Source organism: Endozoicomonas sp. GU-1 (assembly GCF_027366395.1).
Taxonomy (GTDB): Bacteria; Pseudomonadota; Gammaproteobacteria; order Pseudomonadales; family Endozoicomonadaceae; genus Endozoicomonas.
In genome coordinates this window covers 2441135-2456210 of sequence record NZ_CP114771.1, presented here as the reverse complement: position 1 = coordinate 2456210, position 15076 = coordinate 2441135, and the positions used below count along the sequence as shown (strand labels likewise).

Below are 15076 nucleotides of genomic sequence, written 5' to 3'. Positions count from 1 at the left end.
CGTAGAGGACGGTGAATATGGCAAGTGAACAGGAGAAGATGCTTATAGCCGGTGGTAAAGAACCCGTTGGTAAAACCGGCAGTAAAGGCCATCAGCGATTTGATCCGGACCGAATCATTCGGGCTCCCAGAGGCTCTGAGCTGAATACCTGCAGCTGGCAGGTAGAAGCCCCCCTGCGTATGTTGATGAATAATCTGGATCCGGAGGTGGCAGAGCATCCTGAACAGCTGGTGGTTTACGGTGGTATTGGCCGAGCCGCCCGGGATTGGGCTTGCTACGACCAGATAGTGGCCACTCTGAAACGTTTGCAAATCGATGAAACATTGCTGGTCCAGTCCGGAAAGCCGGTCGGGGTATTCAAGACCCACCCCGGTGCTCCCCGGGTGTTGATTGCCAACTCTAACATTGTGCCTTACTGGGCAAACTGGGAGTACTTCCATGAGTTGGATAAACAAGGTCTGATGATGTATGGCCAGATGACCGCAGGCTCCTGGATCTACATTGGTTCCCAGGGCATTGTGCAGGGTACCTACGAAACCTTTGTGGCCATGGCCAAAACCCACTTCCAGGGCGATGCTTCGGGCAAGTGGATTCTCACCGGTGGTCTTGGCGGCATGGGGGGCGCGCAGCCTCTGGCGGCGACCATGGCCGGTTTTTCCATGCTGGCCTGTGAAGTGGATGAGTCCCGAATCGACTTTCGCCTGAAAACCCGTTACCTGGATAAAAAAGCAGCGACGCTGGATGAAGCGCTGGCGATGATTGAACAGGCCAAATCGGCAGGCAAGGCAATTTCAGTGGGCTTGCTGGCAAATGCGGCGGATATATTCCCCGAGCTGGTTGAACGCAATATTACGCCGGATGTGGTGACGGATCAGACATCAGCCCATGACCCATTGAACGGTTATTTGCCCAAAGGGTGGACATTGTCTCAGGCCTGCGAACGTCGTCAGGCGGATGAAGCGGCGGTTACCCGTGCTGCACGAGAATCTATGGCTGTGCAGGTGCAGGCCATGCTGGAGTTGCAGAAGCGGGGGGCGGCAACTGTCGATTACGGTAACAACATAAGACAGATGGCGAAAGAGGTCGGGGTTGAAAACGCGTTTGACTTCCCCGGTTTTGTGCCTGCTTATATTCGTCCACTCTTTTGCCAGGGTATTGGTCCTTTCCGCTGGGCAGCCCTGTCCGGTGACCCTGAAGATATCTACAAGACTGACCAGAAAGTCAAAGAGCTGATTCCCGACGATGCACACCTGCATAACTGGCTGGATATGGCCAGAGAGCGGATTGCGTTCCAGGGGCTGCCAGCCCGCATCTGCTGGGTTGGTTTGCAAGACCGGGCCCGCCTTGGGCAGGCCTTTAACGATATGGTGGCCAGTGGTGAGCTGAGTGCGCCAGTAGTGATTGGTCGTGATCATCTGGATTCCGGCTCGGTTGCCAGCCCTAACCGGGAAACCGAAGGGATGCAGGATGGCAGTGACGCCGTCTCTGACTGGCCGCTGCTGAATGCGCTGCTGAACACTGCCTCGGGGGCAACCTGGGTGAGTCTCCATCATGGTGGTGGTGTGGGGATTGGTTACAGCCAGCACTCCGGTGTGGTGATTGTCGCGGATGGTACCGATGAAGCCCGGGAAAAACTGGGCAGAGTGCTGTGGAATGACCCGGGAACCGGGGTCATGCGCCATGCCGATGCAGGGTATGACATTGCCCGTGAGTGTGCACGGGACAATAGTCTGGACCTGCCCATGCAGTCGGGAGGGCAAAGGTATGAATGAGTTAGTGATTTCCCCCGGAAAATTATCGCTGAGTGACCTGCACAGGGTTAGTCGTCACGAGGTTCAGATCAAGCTGGCCCCGGACTGTTATGAAGCTATCCATCAAAGTGTGGCCTGCGTGAATCATGCGCTGGCAGAAAATCGGGTTGTGTATGGTATCAATACCGGTTTTGGTCTGCTGGCCAATACCCGGATTCCGGATCAGGAGCTGGAGGATTTGCAAAGGAGCATTGTGCTTTCTCATTCGACAGGTGTTGGACAATTTATGGATGAAAGCACTGTCCGCCTGATGATGGTATTAAAAATCAACAGCCTTGCCCGGGGATTGTCGGGAGTGAGGCTGGAATTGATTGAAGCACTGATTCAACTGATTAACCTGGAGGTTTACCCCGTGTTCCCGAGAAGGGGTCCGTAGGGGCCAGTGGTGATCTTGCGCCGCTGGCTCATATGAGCTGTTTATTGCTGGGTGAGGGGCATGCCCTGGTGGATGGTCAGCAGTTGACGGCCATGGAAGCCCTGACCCATGCCGGTATGGAGCCCATGAAGCTGGCACCGAAGGAAGGGCTGGCACTGCTGAATGGTACTCAGGCCAGTACGGCCTTTGCCTTGCAGGGACTGTTTGGTGCGGAAGATTTAATGGCATCAGCCATCATCGCCGGGAGCCTCTCCATTGAAGCCGCCATGGCCAGCCGTCGTCCTTTTGATTCTCGCATTCACGAGGCGCGGGGGTTGCAAGGGCAAATTGATATTGCTCATGCCTACCGTACCATGCTGGATCACAGTGACATTGAGCAGGCACACATAGATTGTGACAAGGTTCAGGATCCCTACTCACTGAGATGCCAGCCCCAGGTGATGGGAGCCTGCCTGGAACAGATGCGTTATGCCGCGGGTCTGCTGGCAGTGGAAGCCAATGGTGTTACCGATAATCCCCTGGTCTTTGCTGAGCAGAATGAAATACTTTCCGGTGGCAACTTTCACGCCGAGCCAACCGGCATGGCTGCCGAAGCACTGGCTCTGGCCATTGCAGAAATCGGTGCCATCAGTGAACGCCGCATTGCGTTGCTGGTGGATCAACACCTGAGCGGATTGCCGCCATTTCTGGTGAAGAACAGTGGCGTCAATTCCGGGTTTATGATTGCCCATAACACGGCGGCTGCCCTGGCCAGTGAAAATCGTTGCCTCTGTCATCCTTCGGTTGCCGATAGTCTGCCCACTTCTGCCAATCAGGAAGACCATGTCTCCATGGCAACTTATGGTGCCCGCCGTTTACGGGAGATGAACAGTAATACTGCGTCTATTGTGGGTATCGAATTGCTGGCGGCGGCACAGGGAGTGGATATGAGGAAACCCTACAAAACCTCGGAAACGCTGCAACGGGTGATGAAAACAGTGAGAAAGGATATACCGTTCTATGATCAGGACCGGTATTTCTTTCCTGATATCCAGAAGGCATCGGAGCTGGTGGCCGGTGGTGAGTTGAGCGTTTATATGCCAGCAGAGCTGTTGCCAAGCCACTCTTAGTTTGTGCAGGCGGCTAAATGCTCAACATCTGGTTAGCTCATTCTCGAGCCGGCTCCCTTCGGGGATCGACCTGTGCACGAAACCAATGTGCGCTATCCATATCTATTTTAGAGTTTTTGTTCTGGAACTTGTCAAAACACATGAATAGTTAATTAATCCTTACCTGTCTCGCAACAAGCTTTGTTGATAACAGCCCCTTGAAGAGAAAAGTTTCTTCACTTACGCCATGCTCATACTCAACTTCATAAAGCAGCGTAAATGGTAGCCCGTCATTGCTGCCCAGCCAGTCGCTAAAACTGGAAAACCAGCCAACGTATTGATGATTTTTATAATTGCCCAGCTCTTTCGCTAATAGCGGCTTGTAGGTTTCCCGGTGCTGGCCGGTGGTGGTAATCCAGTGATCTTTGGTTCGGATAATCAAAGCTGACTTATCGGTTGAGAGACTGTTGATATCCAGGTTTGAGAAATAGCTGTCAACTTTCTGCTGATAAAAGAACTGCAGACTGATAAAGCCAGTGATAAAGGCTGACAGAGCAATGATGAATGCAATACCAATCCGTGCCAGCCATGAGCCTAATTGGTTATTTACCAGGGTTTTATTTTGCATAGCCATGCCTGCCTTTTTGAACCGTTCTTGAATAAGTAGCGTCATTACTTTGGCTATCGGACGAGTGGCAAAAAAAAGTAGCTGATCTGTCAAAAGAAGCGTGGCTGGGATTTCTGCACGATAAGCGGTATGGAAGGTTTCACTCTATAAAAAGCCGGGTTTAGTGGTTTTATTATTCTAATCAACGGGATATGTCGTATTTATGGTGAATTTGCCCTGTTGGCAAAACGACCAGCAGGGTTTTGCTGCCACCGGGTTTGTGAGTGGTCAGCCCTGCACCATTACTGAACTTAACTATCCTGTTTAAAGGGCTGCAGGACGGTGCCGACAGATTGAGCAATGGACTTCAGCGCGCTGTCAAAAAAACTCATTGGTCGAGGAAAAAATTATGAAAACAAGGATGTCGGAAATCCGTAAGATGTCGGGTTTTACCCTGATTGAATTGATGATCGTTGTGGCGATCATTGGTATTTTGGCATCGGTAGCGATTCCACAGTATCAAGCGTACACCAGGAACTCAACGGCTCAGGCAGCACTGAGCGAAGTGAAAGCATTTCAGACAGCTGTAGCGATTTGCGCTCAGACAGCGACCATTCAATCCTGTAAACCCGGTGCTCCTGGTAGCGGTGTACCCTCAGTGGACGGTACCAGAGTGTCCGTTGGTGCATATATAGACAATACTTATGCAGAGCTGATAGTGACGCCAGCGAGTTCATTTGGTGCTCAAACTCTGATCTTCCAATCGGATGCCACCGGTGGTAACTGGAAGATGTCTTGCCAGAATGGTGGAGATACAACAGCAAATAATCTTTGTGGTACAGATGCCGTCACGAAATCCAAGCAATGGAGCGGTAAATCTGATGGCACTTTTGGAGGTTAACGCTTGCCTCGTTGCTTCATTCCCGCGCTCTGCGTGGGAATGCCAACCGAAAACACCAGCAGTTTCCGCTATCAAGCAAGCCTCAAGGCTTGACTGCAATTCACCACAAACTCTATAAAAACAACGGCTGAACATTCGGCCAGCTCTGGTATGCATTCCCACGCAAAGCATGGGGACGAGACTCTTGGGGGTAGACTGTGCTTTTACCCGGTTTTCTGACTACCAGGCTCAACCAGAAACTCAATCAACTCTCTAACTTGCTTCCTGTTCACATAGTCCTGTAAATCTTCCATCCGTTTACTGCCAACCGTTGGGCACTGATCTGAAATCTGCCGGGATAACAATCCTCGTAAATCCGTTATACACCCAGCCAACTCGCGGGCATTGCTTTTCCCGATGCCTGGAATACTCAGCGCACGGATCTGTTGCTCCAGGCTTTTTGGTCGTCGAATGGATTCAAAGTATTGTTGGACTTCCTTTGGATGCATCCCTGCCGATTGCAGTGAATGGGGTGTCAGCTGCAGAATATCCACCAGTGTCTGGATGGTTCCCGTTTGACCCCATTGATGAATGGCTGGCTTGCTGATCGCGGCAAGATCAAGCCCCTGCTTACCGGTTAACCATATCAGGCGAGCAACAAACTGTTGTTCACAACCCGGTGCCATAGAGAGGCAGGTAAAGGGCGTATAACGGCTTGTATCCGGGAGTTTCGGGCTTATCCTGTTTGCCGGACGAAACAACACCTTACCAAAGACCGGTATGGCACTCCCCTTGAGCTTGACACTGATTTGATCCCCTACGGCAATCGCTTTCTTTTCCAGATTCTGAACAGTGCCCAGTGAAAGGGTTGAGAGGGTTCTGTTTTTGAACAGTACGGGCTTAATATGAACCACGGGTGTGATATTGCCGGTTCGCCCAATGGTAAATTCAATCGCATCCACTTTTGATGTGGTGGTTGCAGGTGGAAACTTCCATGCCATGGCCCAGGCTGGTGTATCACCTGTCCAGCCCAGCTGCTTTTTGAAAGTTTTGCTGTTGGCCTTAATCACAATTCCATCCATTAAAAATACGGGTTTGTTGATGGTTGCGTAGTGCTCAAGGCGCTGTTTGATTTCAGGGTAGGATGTTGTTTTGTGGGTATGCTCCAGGGTCAGAGGAAAGCCCATGTTCGCTAAAGCGGTTATTGACTGTAAACCGCTATTAAAAGGGCTGTTAACCCATTGCCATGGGAAAAAATCAAAAGCTTTTACGGCTTCCGTTTCTGGATCAGACCGATTGAGCTGACCAGCAACCAGGTGCCGGGCACTGGCATATTGCTTAAGAATTGATGGAGCAATTATATCAAGCCGTGCAAATAGCTCTCCATGAAGAATAAGTTGGTTTTTTTCATCATTACCCAGTGTTTTTGGGATCAATGGCATCTGCCGGATATGATGGAGGATATCGACTCCAGCTTCGCCATTTCCCCGGGTGGAAGCCTGGATTAACCGTCTGTTTTTATAGACCAGCTCCACCGCCACGCCATCAATCTTCGGCTGTACCAAAACACCACTGTCAGCTATTCGCTGTAAAAAGCGTTTTACTTCGTCGGCAGACTGCGCTTTCTTTAAGCTGCCCATGGGAGCCTGATGGTGAATTGTGTATTTATTGTGAGGCGTTCGGGTAAGGGATTTCTCTGTTGCGATGGAAGGGAAGCACGCTTGCCAGTATTTCAGCCTGGCAAGCAAGTCGTCGTATTCACCATCGCTGATAATCGGGGCGTTCTGGTTGAAGTACAGTTCATCATGGTAAGCCACTTCATCCGATAGCCTGCTGATCTGCTCAGTGGCTTCTCCTTGATCCCACTGAGGGCAGTCATCTGCCCAGGCTGGTAGAAGAAAGATTATCCACAGGAGCGATATTGTTTTTTTCATGCTTCGATTAAAACATGAAAAGGCCGGTGGCACCCCTCTTTTAGCTTTTCAGCAGCCCCAACGCTGGTTAACTGTGATAACCGTTTGGATTCGCCGACTGCCAGCGCCAGCTATCAGACACCATATCTTCCAACCCTTTTTCCGCTTTCCAGCCCAGTTCGCTCAGGGCTTTGTCTGGGTTGGCATAACAGGCGGCAATATCACCGTAGCGTCTTGGGGCGATCTGGTAAGGGACTGGCTGTTGTGATGCCTGTTCAAAAGCGGCGACCATTTCCAGCACGCTGTAACCTGTACCAACCCCCAGGTTCCAGGCATGGATTCCCTCAGTTTTCTGCAGTTTCTCAATAGCACGCACATGGCCAATAGCGAGGTCAACCACATGGATATAGTCCCTGACTCCGGTTCCGTCGTGGGTGGGGTAGTCGTTACCGTAGACACTGAGCTTGTCCAGCTTGCCAATGGCAACCTGAGAGATATAAGGCATCAGGTTGTTGGGAATATCATTCGGGTCTTCACCGATTCTACCGGAAGGGTGAGCACCAACCGGGTTAAAGTAACGCAGCAGGGCAATTCGCCAGCTATTGTCTGATACCTGAAGGTCCTGAAGGATTTCTTCTATCATCAACTTCGAACGACCATAAGGGTTGGTGGCCGAGGTCGGGAAGTTCTCGCTGATGGGGAGGCTGGCAGGGTCGCCATACACCGTGGCAGAAGAGCTGAACACCAGGGTTTTTACCTTGGCCTGTTTCATGGCTTCCAGTAACACCAGTGTCCCATGCACATTGTTATCGAAGTAAGCAAGGGGCATGGAGACGGATTCGCCAACGGCTTTCAGACCGGCAAAATGAATAACAGAGGATATCTCATGGTTGCTGAACAGTGAGTGCAACAGCTCATGGTCGCGAATATCCCCTTTGACAAACTCCAGTGTCTTACCAGTGATCTCCTGAACCCGCTTCAGAGATTCCTCACTGCTGTTACTGAGGTTATCCAGCACAATGATATCATAACCATCGTTGAGCAGTTCGACGCAAGTATGGCTGCCAATATAGCCAGCGCCCCCGGTTACCAGAATTTTTTTGTTCATAGTGTTGTTGCTCAAGGCTGCCTCCGTGTGTTTTAAAGCTGCTCGACGATCCGCATGGACAGATCCACAGACTGGCAGTCTTTGGTTAGTGTGCCAATAGAGATAAAGTCGACTCCGGTTTCGGCAATGGGCATCAGCATCTGATCATTAATACCGCCGGACGCTTCCAGTTTTGGGGCTTTTCCGGGAAGTTCCCGGTTCAACCGGACGGTTTCGACTAACTGGGCCAGCGGGAAGTTATCGAGCATGATGATATCGGCTCCAGCCTCTCGGGCAATATTGAATTCTTCCATGCTTTCCACTTCGATCTCTACCGGTTTGCCGGGGGCGATTTCGTGAGCTTTGCTGATCGCTTGGGTAATGCCACCACAGGCGGCAATATGATTTTCCTTAATTAAAAAGGCATCAAAAAGTCCGATTCGGTGGTTGTGGCAGCCTCCGGCAGCGACGGCATATTTCTGGGCAACCCGCAGGCCCGGCAGGGTCTTGCGGGTATCCAGCAATTTGACGCTGGTATTACTGACCAGGCTAGCATAGCGCTGGCAGCGGGTTGCGGTGCCGGAGAGGGTTTGCAGGAAATTCATCGCGGCCCTTTCGCCGGTCAGAAGGCTTTGGGCAGGACCTTTCAGAACTACCAGCACCTGGTTCGGCTCAACCCGTTCACCTTCTTCAATATGCCATTCCAGCTGGACATTGGGATCGATCTGACGGAAGACCTCGTCAAACCAGGGGCGTCCACAGATGATGGCAGGGTCTCGACAGATAATTCTGGCGACAGATTGTTGGGTTTTTGGAATCAGGGCAGCGGTAATGTCTCCGGAGCCTATATCTTCAGCCAATGCCTGACGAACATTGGCTTCTACGGCACCGTGAAGCTGGTCTCGCAGAACCGGGCTCAGGTTTTCAGGCAGTGTATAGGATACTTTCATGGTCATTCCGGGGGTTACTGGTGTTCTTTGGCGAGGATTATATACATAAAGGAGAAGCCGTTGCAGGCTGGCCTGTTTTGACGCCTGTAGCATTTAACTGGTCTATCAGTTGGTGATGGCTATTGACGTTGACTCCCAGGGAATTGGCCTGTTGGATCAGAAAACCGTTGATAAAGGCAAGTTCCGTGGCTCTTCCCTTACGTGCGTCCTGGCAGGTTGATGACAGATTGCTGGCAGTGATCTGGCAGACACCGTACACGCTGTCTTTGAGTGCGGTGGCCGGGATCCCCAGCGCAGCCAGAACGGCACTGGTCTCGGTAATTAATTGGTCCAGCCAGACCTGCTTTTCACCATTATCCAGCAGCTCGCCATTACGGCAGTCGAACAATGCCGTGAGGCCGTTGATACAACTGTTAATGGCCAGCTTTTCCCATAACTTCTGCTCAATGAAATCGCAGTGGTTGACCTTTAATCTGAAATTGTCGCAAAGGTCATGAAAGCCCTGTTCGGATCGTTGCTGATTGCTGAGGGGGCCAATCCAGGTCTGACCCTGGCCAGCGTGATGTACCTCAAAGGGGGCTGACAGATAAGCACCATCGGTACTGGAGCCTGCCCAAATCGCTTGTGTTGGTAGAGCGTCCCTGATGGTCCGCTGGCTCCCCATGCCATTTTGCAGCAACAGTATTTGGCAGTTATCCGCCAGATGAGGCTTTACGCTGTTCAGTGCGGACAGTGAATCCTGTGCCTTGGTGCAGACAATCAGCCGGTTGATGGTGCTGTCGATGGTTTCGGGCGAAACGATATCGACAGCAAATCGAGAGGTCTGGTCTGGCGTTGATAACTTAAGTGAAATGCGTCTCTTGTTGAATTGCTGATAACTGCTTTCTCTCAGGATCAGTCGGGGGCTTTCCCGCTTATGGCAAAGGCTGGCGGCCCAAAGGCAACCGATGCTGCCTGCGCCCAGAATATACCAGGGATCATTGTCCATTAATCTCTAAAGTCCATCAGCGAATGAAGATACGCCGAGTCTACCATTTGCTGCCTATACTCAAACAGCTGGTGTTTTACAGCTTTTCTAAACAAGAGTGGGAGATAGACAATGAGTCATACCTATAAAATGACTGAACTGGTAGGCAGCTCAACGGTCAGTAGTGATGATGCTATTCAAAATGCCATCGCCGCCGCTGGCATGACCCTGGAGCATATGGGCTGGTTTGAAGTGGTGGAGCAACGAGGCCATATCGAGGATGGCAAAATTGCCCATTGGCAGGTGACGGTAAAGATAGGCTTCAGGCTTAAGGATAAAGATCAGTAGTCGCCGTTAAAAGGCCCTGATCCTGCATATTCACCTGAACCTTGTCACTGGTGTATTGATTTTTCTCCATGGTCTTTCCAATACAATCATGGATACAATAGTTGTTAATTGTTTCTTTCGATTTCTCAAGGAGATCATTCGCTATGCCTTCATTTGACATTGTCTCTGAAGTGGATATGCATGAGCTGGCCAACGCTGTTGACCAGGCAAACCGTGAACTGACTACCCGCTTTGACTTTCGGGGCGTTGCTGCCAGCTTTGAGAAAAGTGGCGAAAAACAGATCGTTATGACCACCGATGCCGACTTTCAGCTGGTTCAAATGGTAGAAATGTTGAAAACCAAGATGGTCAAACGGGGTATTGATGTTAAATGCCTTGAAGTAAAAGACCACTACGGTTCTGGCAAACAGGTCAAGCAGGAAGTGGTGGTTCGGCAGGGGCTGGAAAAGGATATTGCCAAAAAGATCGTGAAAATGATCAAGGATGCCAAGCTGAAGGTTCAGGCCGCCATCCAGGGTGATCAGGTTCGGGTGACCGGCAAGAAAAGGGACGATTTGCAGACTGTGATTGCCTTTTTGCGGGAAGCCGATCTGGATATGCCGTTGCAGTACAATAATTTCAGAGATTAATTGACTGTTTGTGACACAGAAAACCGTTTTCATTGGATGGTGGAAACGGTTTTTTATGTCTCAGCTAAGCTGATATCTTCTTTTTTAAAATAAAACTTTTATTACAAGAAGCATGGCGCTGTAAAATTTCACATTTGCGATGGAGCATATTGCATGGGGCTGGCAGCAGATTCTTCGAAGAATTGGGGTGACGCCTGGAAAAGCTTTTTTAATCGTCGGGTGATTGCACTTCTTTTTCTTGGTTTTTCAGCAGGCCTGCCCATTCTGTTGATTTTCAGTAGTCTTTCCCTCTGGCTTCGTGAGGCTGGGGTAGAACGCAGTGCCGTCACTTTTTTCAGCTGGGCCGCGTTAGGCTATTCCTTCAAGTTTGTCTGGGCACCGCTGGTTGACCGCATTCCGCTGCCGGTTCTGCACGATTTGCTTGGGCGTCGTCGGTCATGGTTATTGTTATCCCAGGCCGCAGTTATTGCCGCGCTGTTGTTTATGGCAGCCCATAACCCTGCTGATGGTCTGTTCTGGATAGCCTGTGGTGCGGTAATGCTTGGCTTTTCCTCGGCCACACAGGATATCGTTATTGATGCCTATCGAATAGAAGCGGCGGATGATGACCTGCAGGCTATGATGTCCTCTGCTTACATTGCCGGGTATCGAGTGGGTATGCTGGTGGCCGGGGCTGGTACCCTGGCACTGGCCAGCTGGTTTACCATGACAGACGAAGGCAATTACGACTATCTGGCCTGGGCCTGGGCCTATCGCTGTATGGCCGTGTTTATGCTGATTGGGGTGGTTACCACGCTGATGGTTGCTGAGCCGGATGTTGATCGTACTTCCGAGTCGGTACACAGTACCGTTGATTATCTTCGCTTTCTGTTGCTTTTTGCCCTGGCGGCGACCGTATTTGTCATCTCTTTTACTCAGCTGGCTGATGCCTTTGGTGCTCTGAAAACCTTTTTGGTGGAGACCGGGCTGTCTACGCCCATCGCCGGTTTTCTGGCCGGTGCCGGTCGATTTGCAGGCAGTGTGGCTGCTGCTGGAGTTACTGCCTGGTTGCTGGTAAAAGTTCATCTGGCACCCAGAGCAATGGTGAAGGAAACTTATGTCGCTCCCTTTGCCGATTTCTTTGAGCGTTATGGCAAAGTAGCTATCTATATATTGTTATTGGTAGGCACCTACCGTATTGCTGATATTGTTATGGGCACCATATCCAATGTGTTCTACAACGATATGGGCTACACCAAAGAGCAAATCGCCACCATTACCAAAACCTTTGGCCTGGTCATGACCATTGCCGGTGGCTTTTTGGGCGGAGTGTTAGCCATTCGCTTCGGAGTGTTGCGAATTCTCTGGGTAGGTGCATTGCTGGCGGCATTGTCGAATGTGCTGTTTGCGTTTCTGGCCAATCTTGAGCCATCCAGCCTCTATTTAAGTCTGGTGATTGCGGCAGATAATCTCAGTGGTGGCATGTCGTCCGCCGCGTTTATTGCCTTTTTATCCAGCCTGACCAACCGCGCCTTTACGGCCATGCAGTACGCTATTTTCAGTTCGCTGATGACGTTGCTGCCCAAGCTGTTGGCCGGTTATTCAGGCACCTTTGTGGATTCCCTGGATTATCCGGTCTTCTTTATTGGCTCAGCGCTGCTGGGGCTGCCGGTTTTATGGTTAGTGTCGTATGTAGGGCGATTGATGGAACGTCATGAGGCGGGTAACTAAAGCTGCTGAGGGTCGTATCCTGAAGAGAATAGTTATTCCTGTGACAGAATTGAGAGTGTTTTGCAAAAGGCTATTCAGCCTTTTGCAACATCCTGTTAATGGGGTTCAGCCGGTGTGTCGTTTGATGAGTCCAGAAGTTCGGCAATCAGTCTCTGCCGCCAAAATTCCCGGGTTCCGTCGTTGGGCAGTTTGTTCAGTGTATCCTGACAGATATGAATCATCGCCTTGAGAATATTTTCTTCCGGGTAATTCAGGTTTTCCAGCTGGCGAATAATTTCGACGGCCAGGGCAATATCTTCCGACGCTCCATCCATGTATTTACTCTCCATGCCATTGATGCGCTTTCAGGTTGATTTTTCCGGATGAAATTGTCACTCCCTCCTGCTCCAAACGTTGTTTTTGCAGGCTGTATCGACTCGACCCATCAGGGAATGAAATCTGACCTTTGCCGTTAATCACCCGGTGCCAGGGAAGGTCGGTCCCGGCGGGCAGCTGTTTCAGGATATTGCCCACAACGCGCGCATAACCGGGGGCTCCTGCCATATCTGCCAGTTGGCCATAGGTTACCACACAGCCTTTCGGAATCCTGCTGATCAGATACCATATTTCCGAAGGGGTAAAGGGGGCGGTCAATGTTGGTTCTCCACGATACTTTCTATGATGATCGCCATGATACTCTTCATCATAAGTTCGACCAAAAATAATAGATGTCAGGATATTTGAAAAGTTTGGAATGGGAAAGGAAATTGTGGAGCCTGTCGTATTTATGAATTTTACAGGTGGATAACCTGTTCGGGAGAATTCCTTTTATGTTGCTCCAAAGGAGCCTTCGCTGTTTATCAAAGCTGCTGGGAATATTCTGTCTGTTTTCTATCAGTATGACATGGGCTGATACCGTCTGGATGAACAATGGCGATGTGTTGTCTGGCGACATTGTCAAGCTGGATTCTGGCAAGCTGAGTTTACAAACAAAGTATGCAGGTACTATTGAACTGGATTGGCGCTATGTCAGGGCCCTGGACTCGGATAAAACATTCTGGGTCAGCCTGATTGGTGAAGAGAAGGCCAGATTGCGGCGGTTTGAAGGCCAGCAGACAGGCGTTACGGTTATTGATGAGAGTGGTCGAAAACGTTCTTTTTCAGCAGTATGGCCGGTTGCCGCTATCCATATTGAAAAGCCGGTGATTGCCGATACCTGGGCGCTGGGAGGTAAGCTTGTTGCCACGCTGGACAGCAAATCTGGCAACGATGATGAGTTTTTGACTGGTGTTGAAGGCAAGCTCAATATTGATGACCAGTGGAATAAAAATGCTTTTTACTGGGATATTGAAGTGGAGGATGATGACGGCATTAAAAGCTCTGAGTGGCAGGTTGGCTACTCATACAGCCGTTACCTGGATGAACACTGGTTTGTGCAGGGAGCCGCAGAACAGGAATATGATTCGGAAGAGGATCTGAGAACCCGTACATCCGTGGGTGGTGCCTTGGGCTATCGTTTCTGGGAAACCGCTGAAAGGGCGCTGAAAACCAGTGGGGGTATCAGTCAGCTCTGGGAGGATTATATTGCCAATGAATCGCAGCGGGATTATGCCTTGACCTGGATCTTTAACTACCGAACACGACTCATGAATAACTGGGAATATTTTGCCAACAGCAGAACATTCTTCCGGCTAAAACAGTCTACGACACTGGTTAATGTCAATCAGGGGTTAAACATTGGGCTTACTGATCGCATTACCTGGAATCTGACGCATATTGTTGATTACGACAGTGACCCGGTTGATAAGGCCCGGAATGTCGACAGCCGAATCAAAATGGGGATTGGTTACCAATGGTGAGGTCCGGGGCGCTGCAGATGGGTGCAAACTGGCAGTCGTCTTCTTGTGGGCATAAAAAACCGGGTTCTTATCAGGCAGCGCCGGAACGGGTACTGCCTTGAGGGTGGGAAAGCCGGTTTCTGTTGCTCTGGCTGCTCAGCAAGTTGCCTCTCTTCACGCTGTTCCTGTAAAGCCCGCATAGTGGTTTCCAGCCAGTTGGCTGCACGATAGAGCAGCGAGTGTCTGGTTAAATTGTCAGAGTGTTGATGTTCAAGGGGAAAAATCAGGGTTTTTCTGACTTTCATTGCTACCGGGTACTTTTTCAGAATTACTTCTGTTAATAGCGGCAGCAGGGCGTTTTGATTGATGACAGATTACGGTTTTTTTACCCTCTCGCCTTTGGCAATGTACAGGTTACAAGCGGGCTCCCGGAAGTAAAGAGGTGCTGCCCCATACAGTAAGCAGACACTCCAGAACCTCGGGCTGGTAAAAGACAGGATCGTCAACCGGGTATAGTACGGGCTAATGGGGTCATAAACCAGAGACTGAGACGCTTTCAACCACTTCTTCACTGGGAGGCGTCATTTCAGCGTAGGCTTTTCTATCCCGTTGTGATGTCGGGCAGGGTTGATTTCCGTGTGAACAGAAAACACAGCAATCACCTTCCTGTGGGGTAATCAGTTTCTGGCAGTTTCTGCATTCGTAAAGGTAAACACAGGCATCCTGAGGCATGGTTTCAACCGCATGGTGCAGACAGTCCGGGCAGGTGATGATGGACGTAGATACAAGAGTTTTTGCGCTTAAGGTATAGTTTTTACTGGACATACTCTTTCTCCTGGCACTTCCTGTGCCGTTCGTTGCATTTTTCTCTTTGGGCATAGGATAGAGTTATC

The 15076-nt window shown here is 50.4% G+C and carries 15 protein-coding genes and 1 pseudogene; 7 read left to right on the top strand and 9 right to left on the bottom strand.

Going from position 1 to position 15076, the window contains the following annotated elements:
* Window positions 1-38 precede the first annotated feature (38 nt).
* Both hutU and hutH read left to right on the top strand, forming a co-directional pair.
* Window positions 39-1772, top strand: coding sequence for a urocanate hydratase (gene hutU, locus O3276_RS10080; protein ID WP_269675960.1), 1734 nt, complete (start codon window positions 39-41; stop codon window positions 1770-1772).
* Window positions 1765-3296 (top strand): annotated as a pseudogene (hutH, locus tag O3276_RS10075) (histidine ammonia-lyase). Before hutU ends, hutH begins: the two are co-directional and overlap by 8 nt.
* A 148-nt stretch (window positions 3297-3444) precedes the next feature.
* Here the strand turns inward: hutH and O3276_RS10070 are convergent.
* Window positions 3445-3903, bottom strand: a complete 459-nt coding sequence (locus O3276_RS10070) for a hypothetical protein (protein ID WP_269675512.1) — start codon at window positions 3901-3903, stop codon at window positions 3445-3447.
* A gap of 388 nt (window positions 3904-4291) precedes the next feature.
* Here O3276_RS10070 and O3276_RS10065 point away from each other — a divergent pair, with 388 nt between their 5' ends.
* Window positions 4292-4783, top strand: coding sequence for a pilin (locus O3276_RS10065; RefSeq protein WP_269675511.1), 492 nt, complete (start codon window positions 4292-4294; stop codon window positions 4781-4783).
* Window positions 4784-4986: 203 nt separating this feature from the next.
* Here the strand turns inward: O3276_RS10065 and O3276_RS10060 are convergent, their stop codons facing one another.
* The 4 genes from O3276_RS10060 to O3276_RS10045 all read right to left on the bottom strand — a co-directional run bounded on the left by O3276_RS10060 (window position 4987) and on the right by O3276_RS10045 (window position 9700).
* Window positions 4987-6696, bottom strand: coding sequence for a DNA ligase LigA-related protein (locus tag O3276_RS10060; protein ID WP_269675510.1), 1710 nt, complete (start codon window positions 6694-6696; stop codon window positions 4987-4989).
* A 67-nt stretch (window positions 6697-6763) separates the two neighbouring features.
* A complete protein-coding gene (gene galE / locus O3276_RS10055; protein ID WP_269675509.1) occupies window positions 6764-7783 on the bottom strand; it encodes a UDP-glucose 4-epimerase GalE in 1020 nt (339 codons plus the stop codon).
* A 32-nt stretch (window positions 7784-7815) separates the two neighbouring features.
* Entirely contained in the window at window positions 7816-8712 is an 897-nt protein-coding gene (gene nadC / locus O3276_RS10050) for a carboxylating nicotinate-nucleotide diphosphorylase (protein ID WP_269675508.1), read from the bottom strand.
* Window positions 8713-8749: 37 nt separating this feature from the next.
* On the bottom strand, window positions 8750-9700 hold the full coding sequence (locus tag O3276_RS10045) for a ketopantoate reductase family protein (protein ID WP_269675507.1): 951 nt from the start codon (window positions 9698-9700) through the stop codon (window positions 8750-8752).
* Between the two features lie 111 nt (window positions 9701-9811).
* Between O3276_RS10045 and O3276_RS10040 the strand changes: the two genes are divergently transcribed.
* From O3276_RS10040 to O3276_RS10030, 3 genes are all read left to right on the top strand, one after another.
* Entirely contained in the window at window positions 9812-10027 is a 216-nt protein-coding gene (locus tag O3276_RS10040; protein WP_269675506.1) for a dodecin, read from the top strand.
* 143 nt (window positions 10028-10170) lie between these two features.
* On the top strand, window positions 10171-10656 hold the full coding sequence (locus O3276_RS10035; RefSeq protein WP_101748418.1) for a YajQ family cyclic di-GMP-binding protein: 486 nt from the start codon (window positions 10171-10173) through the stop codon (window positions 10654-10656).
* A gap of 153 nt (window positions 10657-10809) precedes the next feature.
* Entirely contained in the window at window positions 10810-12366 is a 1557-nt protein-coding gene (locus O3276_RS10030) for an AmpG family muropeptide MFS transporter (protein WP_269675505.1), read from the top strand.
* Between the two features lie 95 nt (window positions 12367-12461).
* Here O3276_RS10030 and O3276_RS10025 read toward each other — a convergent pair whose 3' ends face one another.
* Together O3276_RS10025 and O3276_RS10020 are read right to left on the bottom strand one after the other, a co-directional pair.
* Window positions 12462-12680 (bottom strand): hypothetical protein, encoded by a 219-nt coding sequence (locus O3276_RS10025; RefSeq protein ID WP_269675504.1) that lies wholly within the window; start codon window positions 12678-12680, stop codon window positions 12462-12464.
* A gap of 4 nt (window positions 12681-12684) precedes the next feature.
* Complete coding sequence (locus O3276_RS10020) at window positions 12685-12999, bottom strand: MGMT family protein (protein WP_101748421.1); 315 nt, start codon at window positions 12997-12999, stop codon at window positions 12685-12687.
* A 245-nt stretch (window positions 13000-13244) separates the two neighbouring features.
* Here O3276_RS10020 and O3276_RS10015 point away from each other — a divergent pair, with 245 nt between their 5' ends.
* A complete protein-coding gene (locus O3276_RS10015) occupies window positions 13245-14204 on the top strand; it encodes a DUF481 domain-containing protein (protein WP_269675503.1) in 960 nt (319 codons plus the stop codon).
* Here the strand turns inward: O3276_RS10015 and O3276_RS10010 are convergent.
* Together O3276_RS10010 and O3276_RS10005 are read right to left on the bottom strand one after the other, a co-directional pair.
* Complete coding sequence (locus O3276_RS10010; RefSeq protein WP_269675502.1) at window positions 14192-14488, bottom strand: hypothetical protein; 297 nt, start codon at window positions 14486-14488, stop codon at window positions 14192-14194. The genes O3276_RS10015 and O3276_RS10010 overlap by 13 nt on opposite strands.
* Before the next feature lie 226 nt (window positions 14489-14714).
* Window positions 14715-15008, bottom strand: coding sequence for a GDCCVxC domain-containing (seleno)protein (locus O3276_RS10005; protein ID WP_269675501.1), 294 nt, complete (start codon window positions 15006-15008; stop codon window positions 14715-14717).
* Between the last annotated feature and the right edge of the window lie 68 nt (window positions 15009-15076).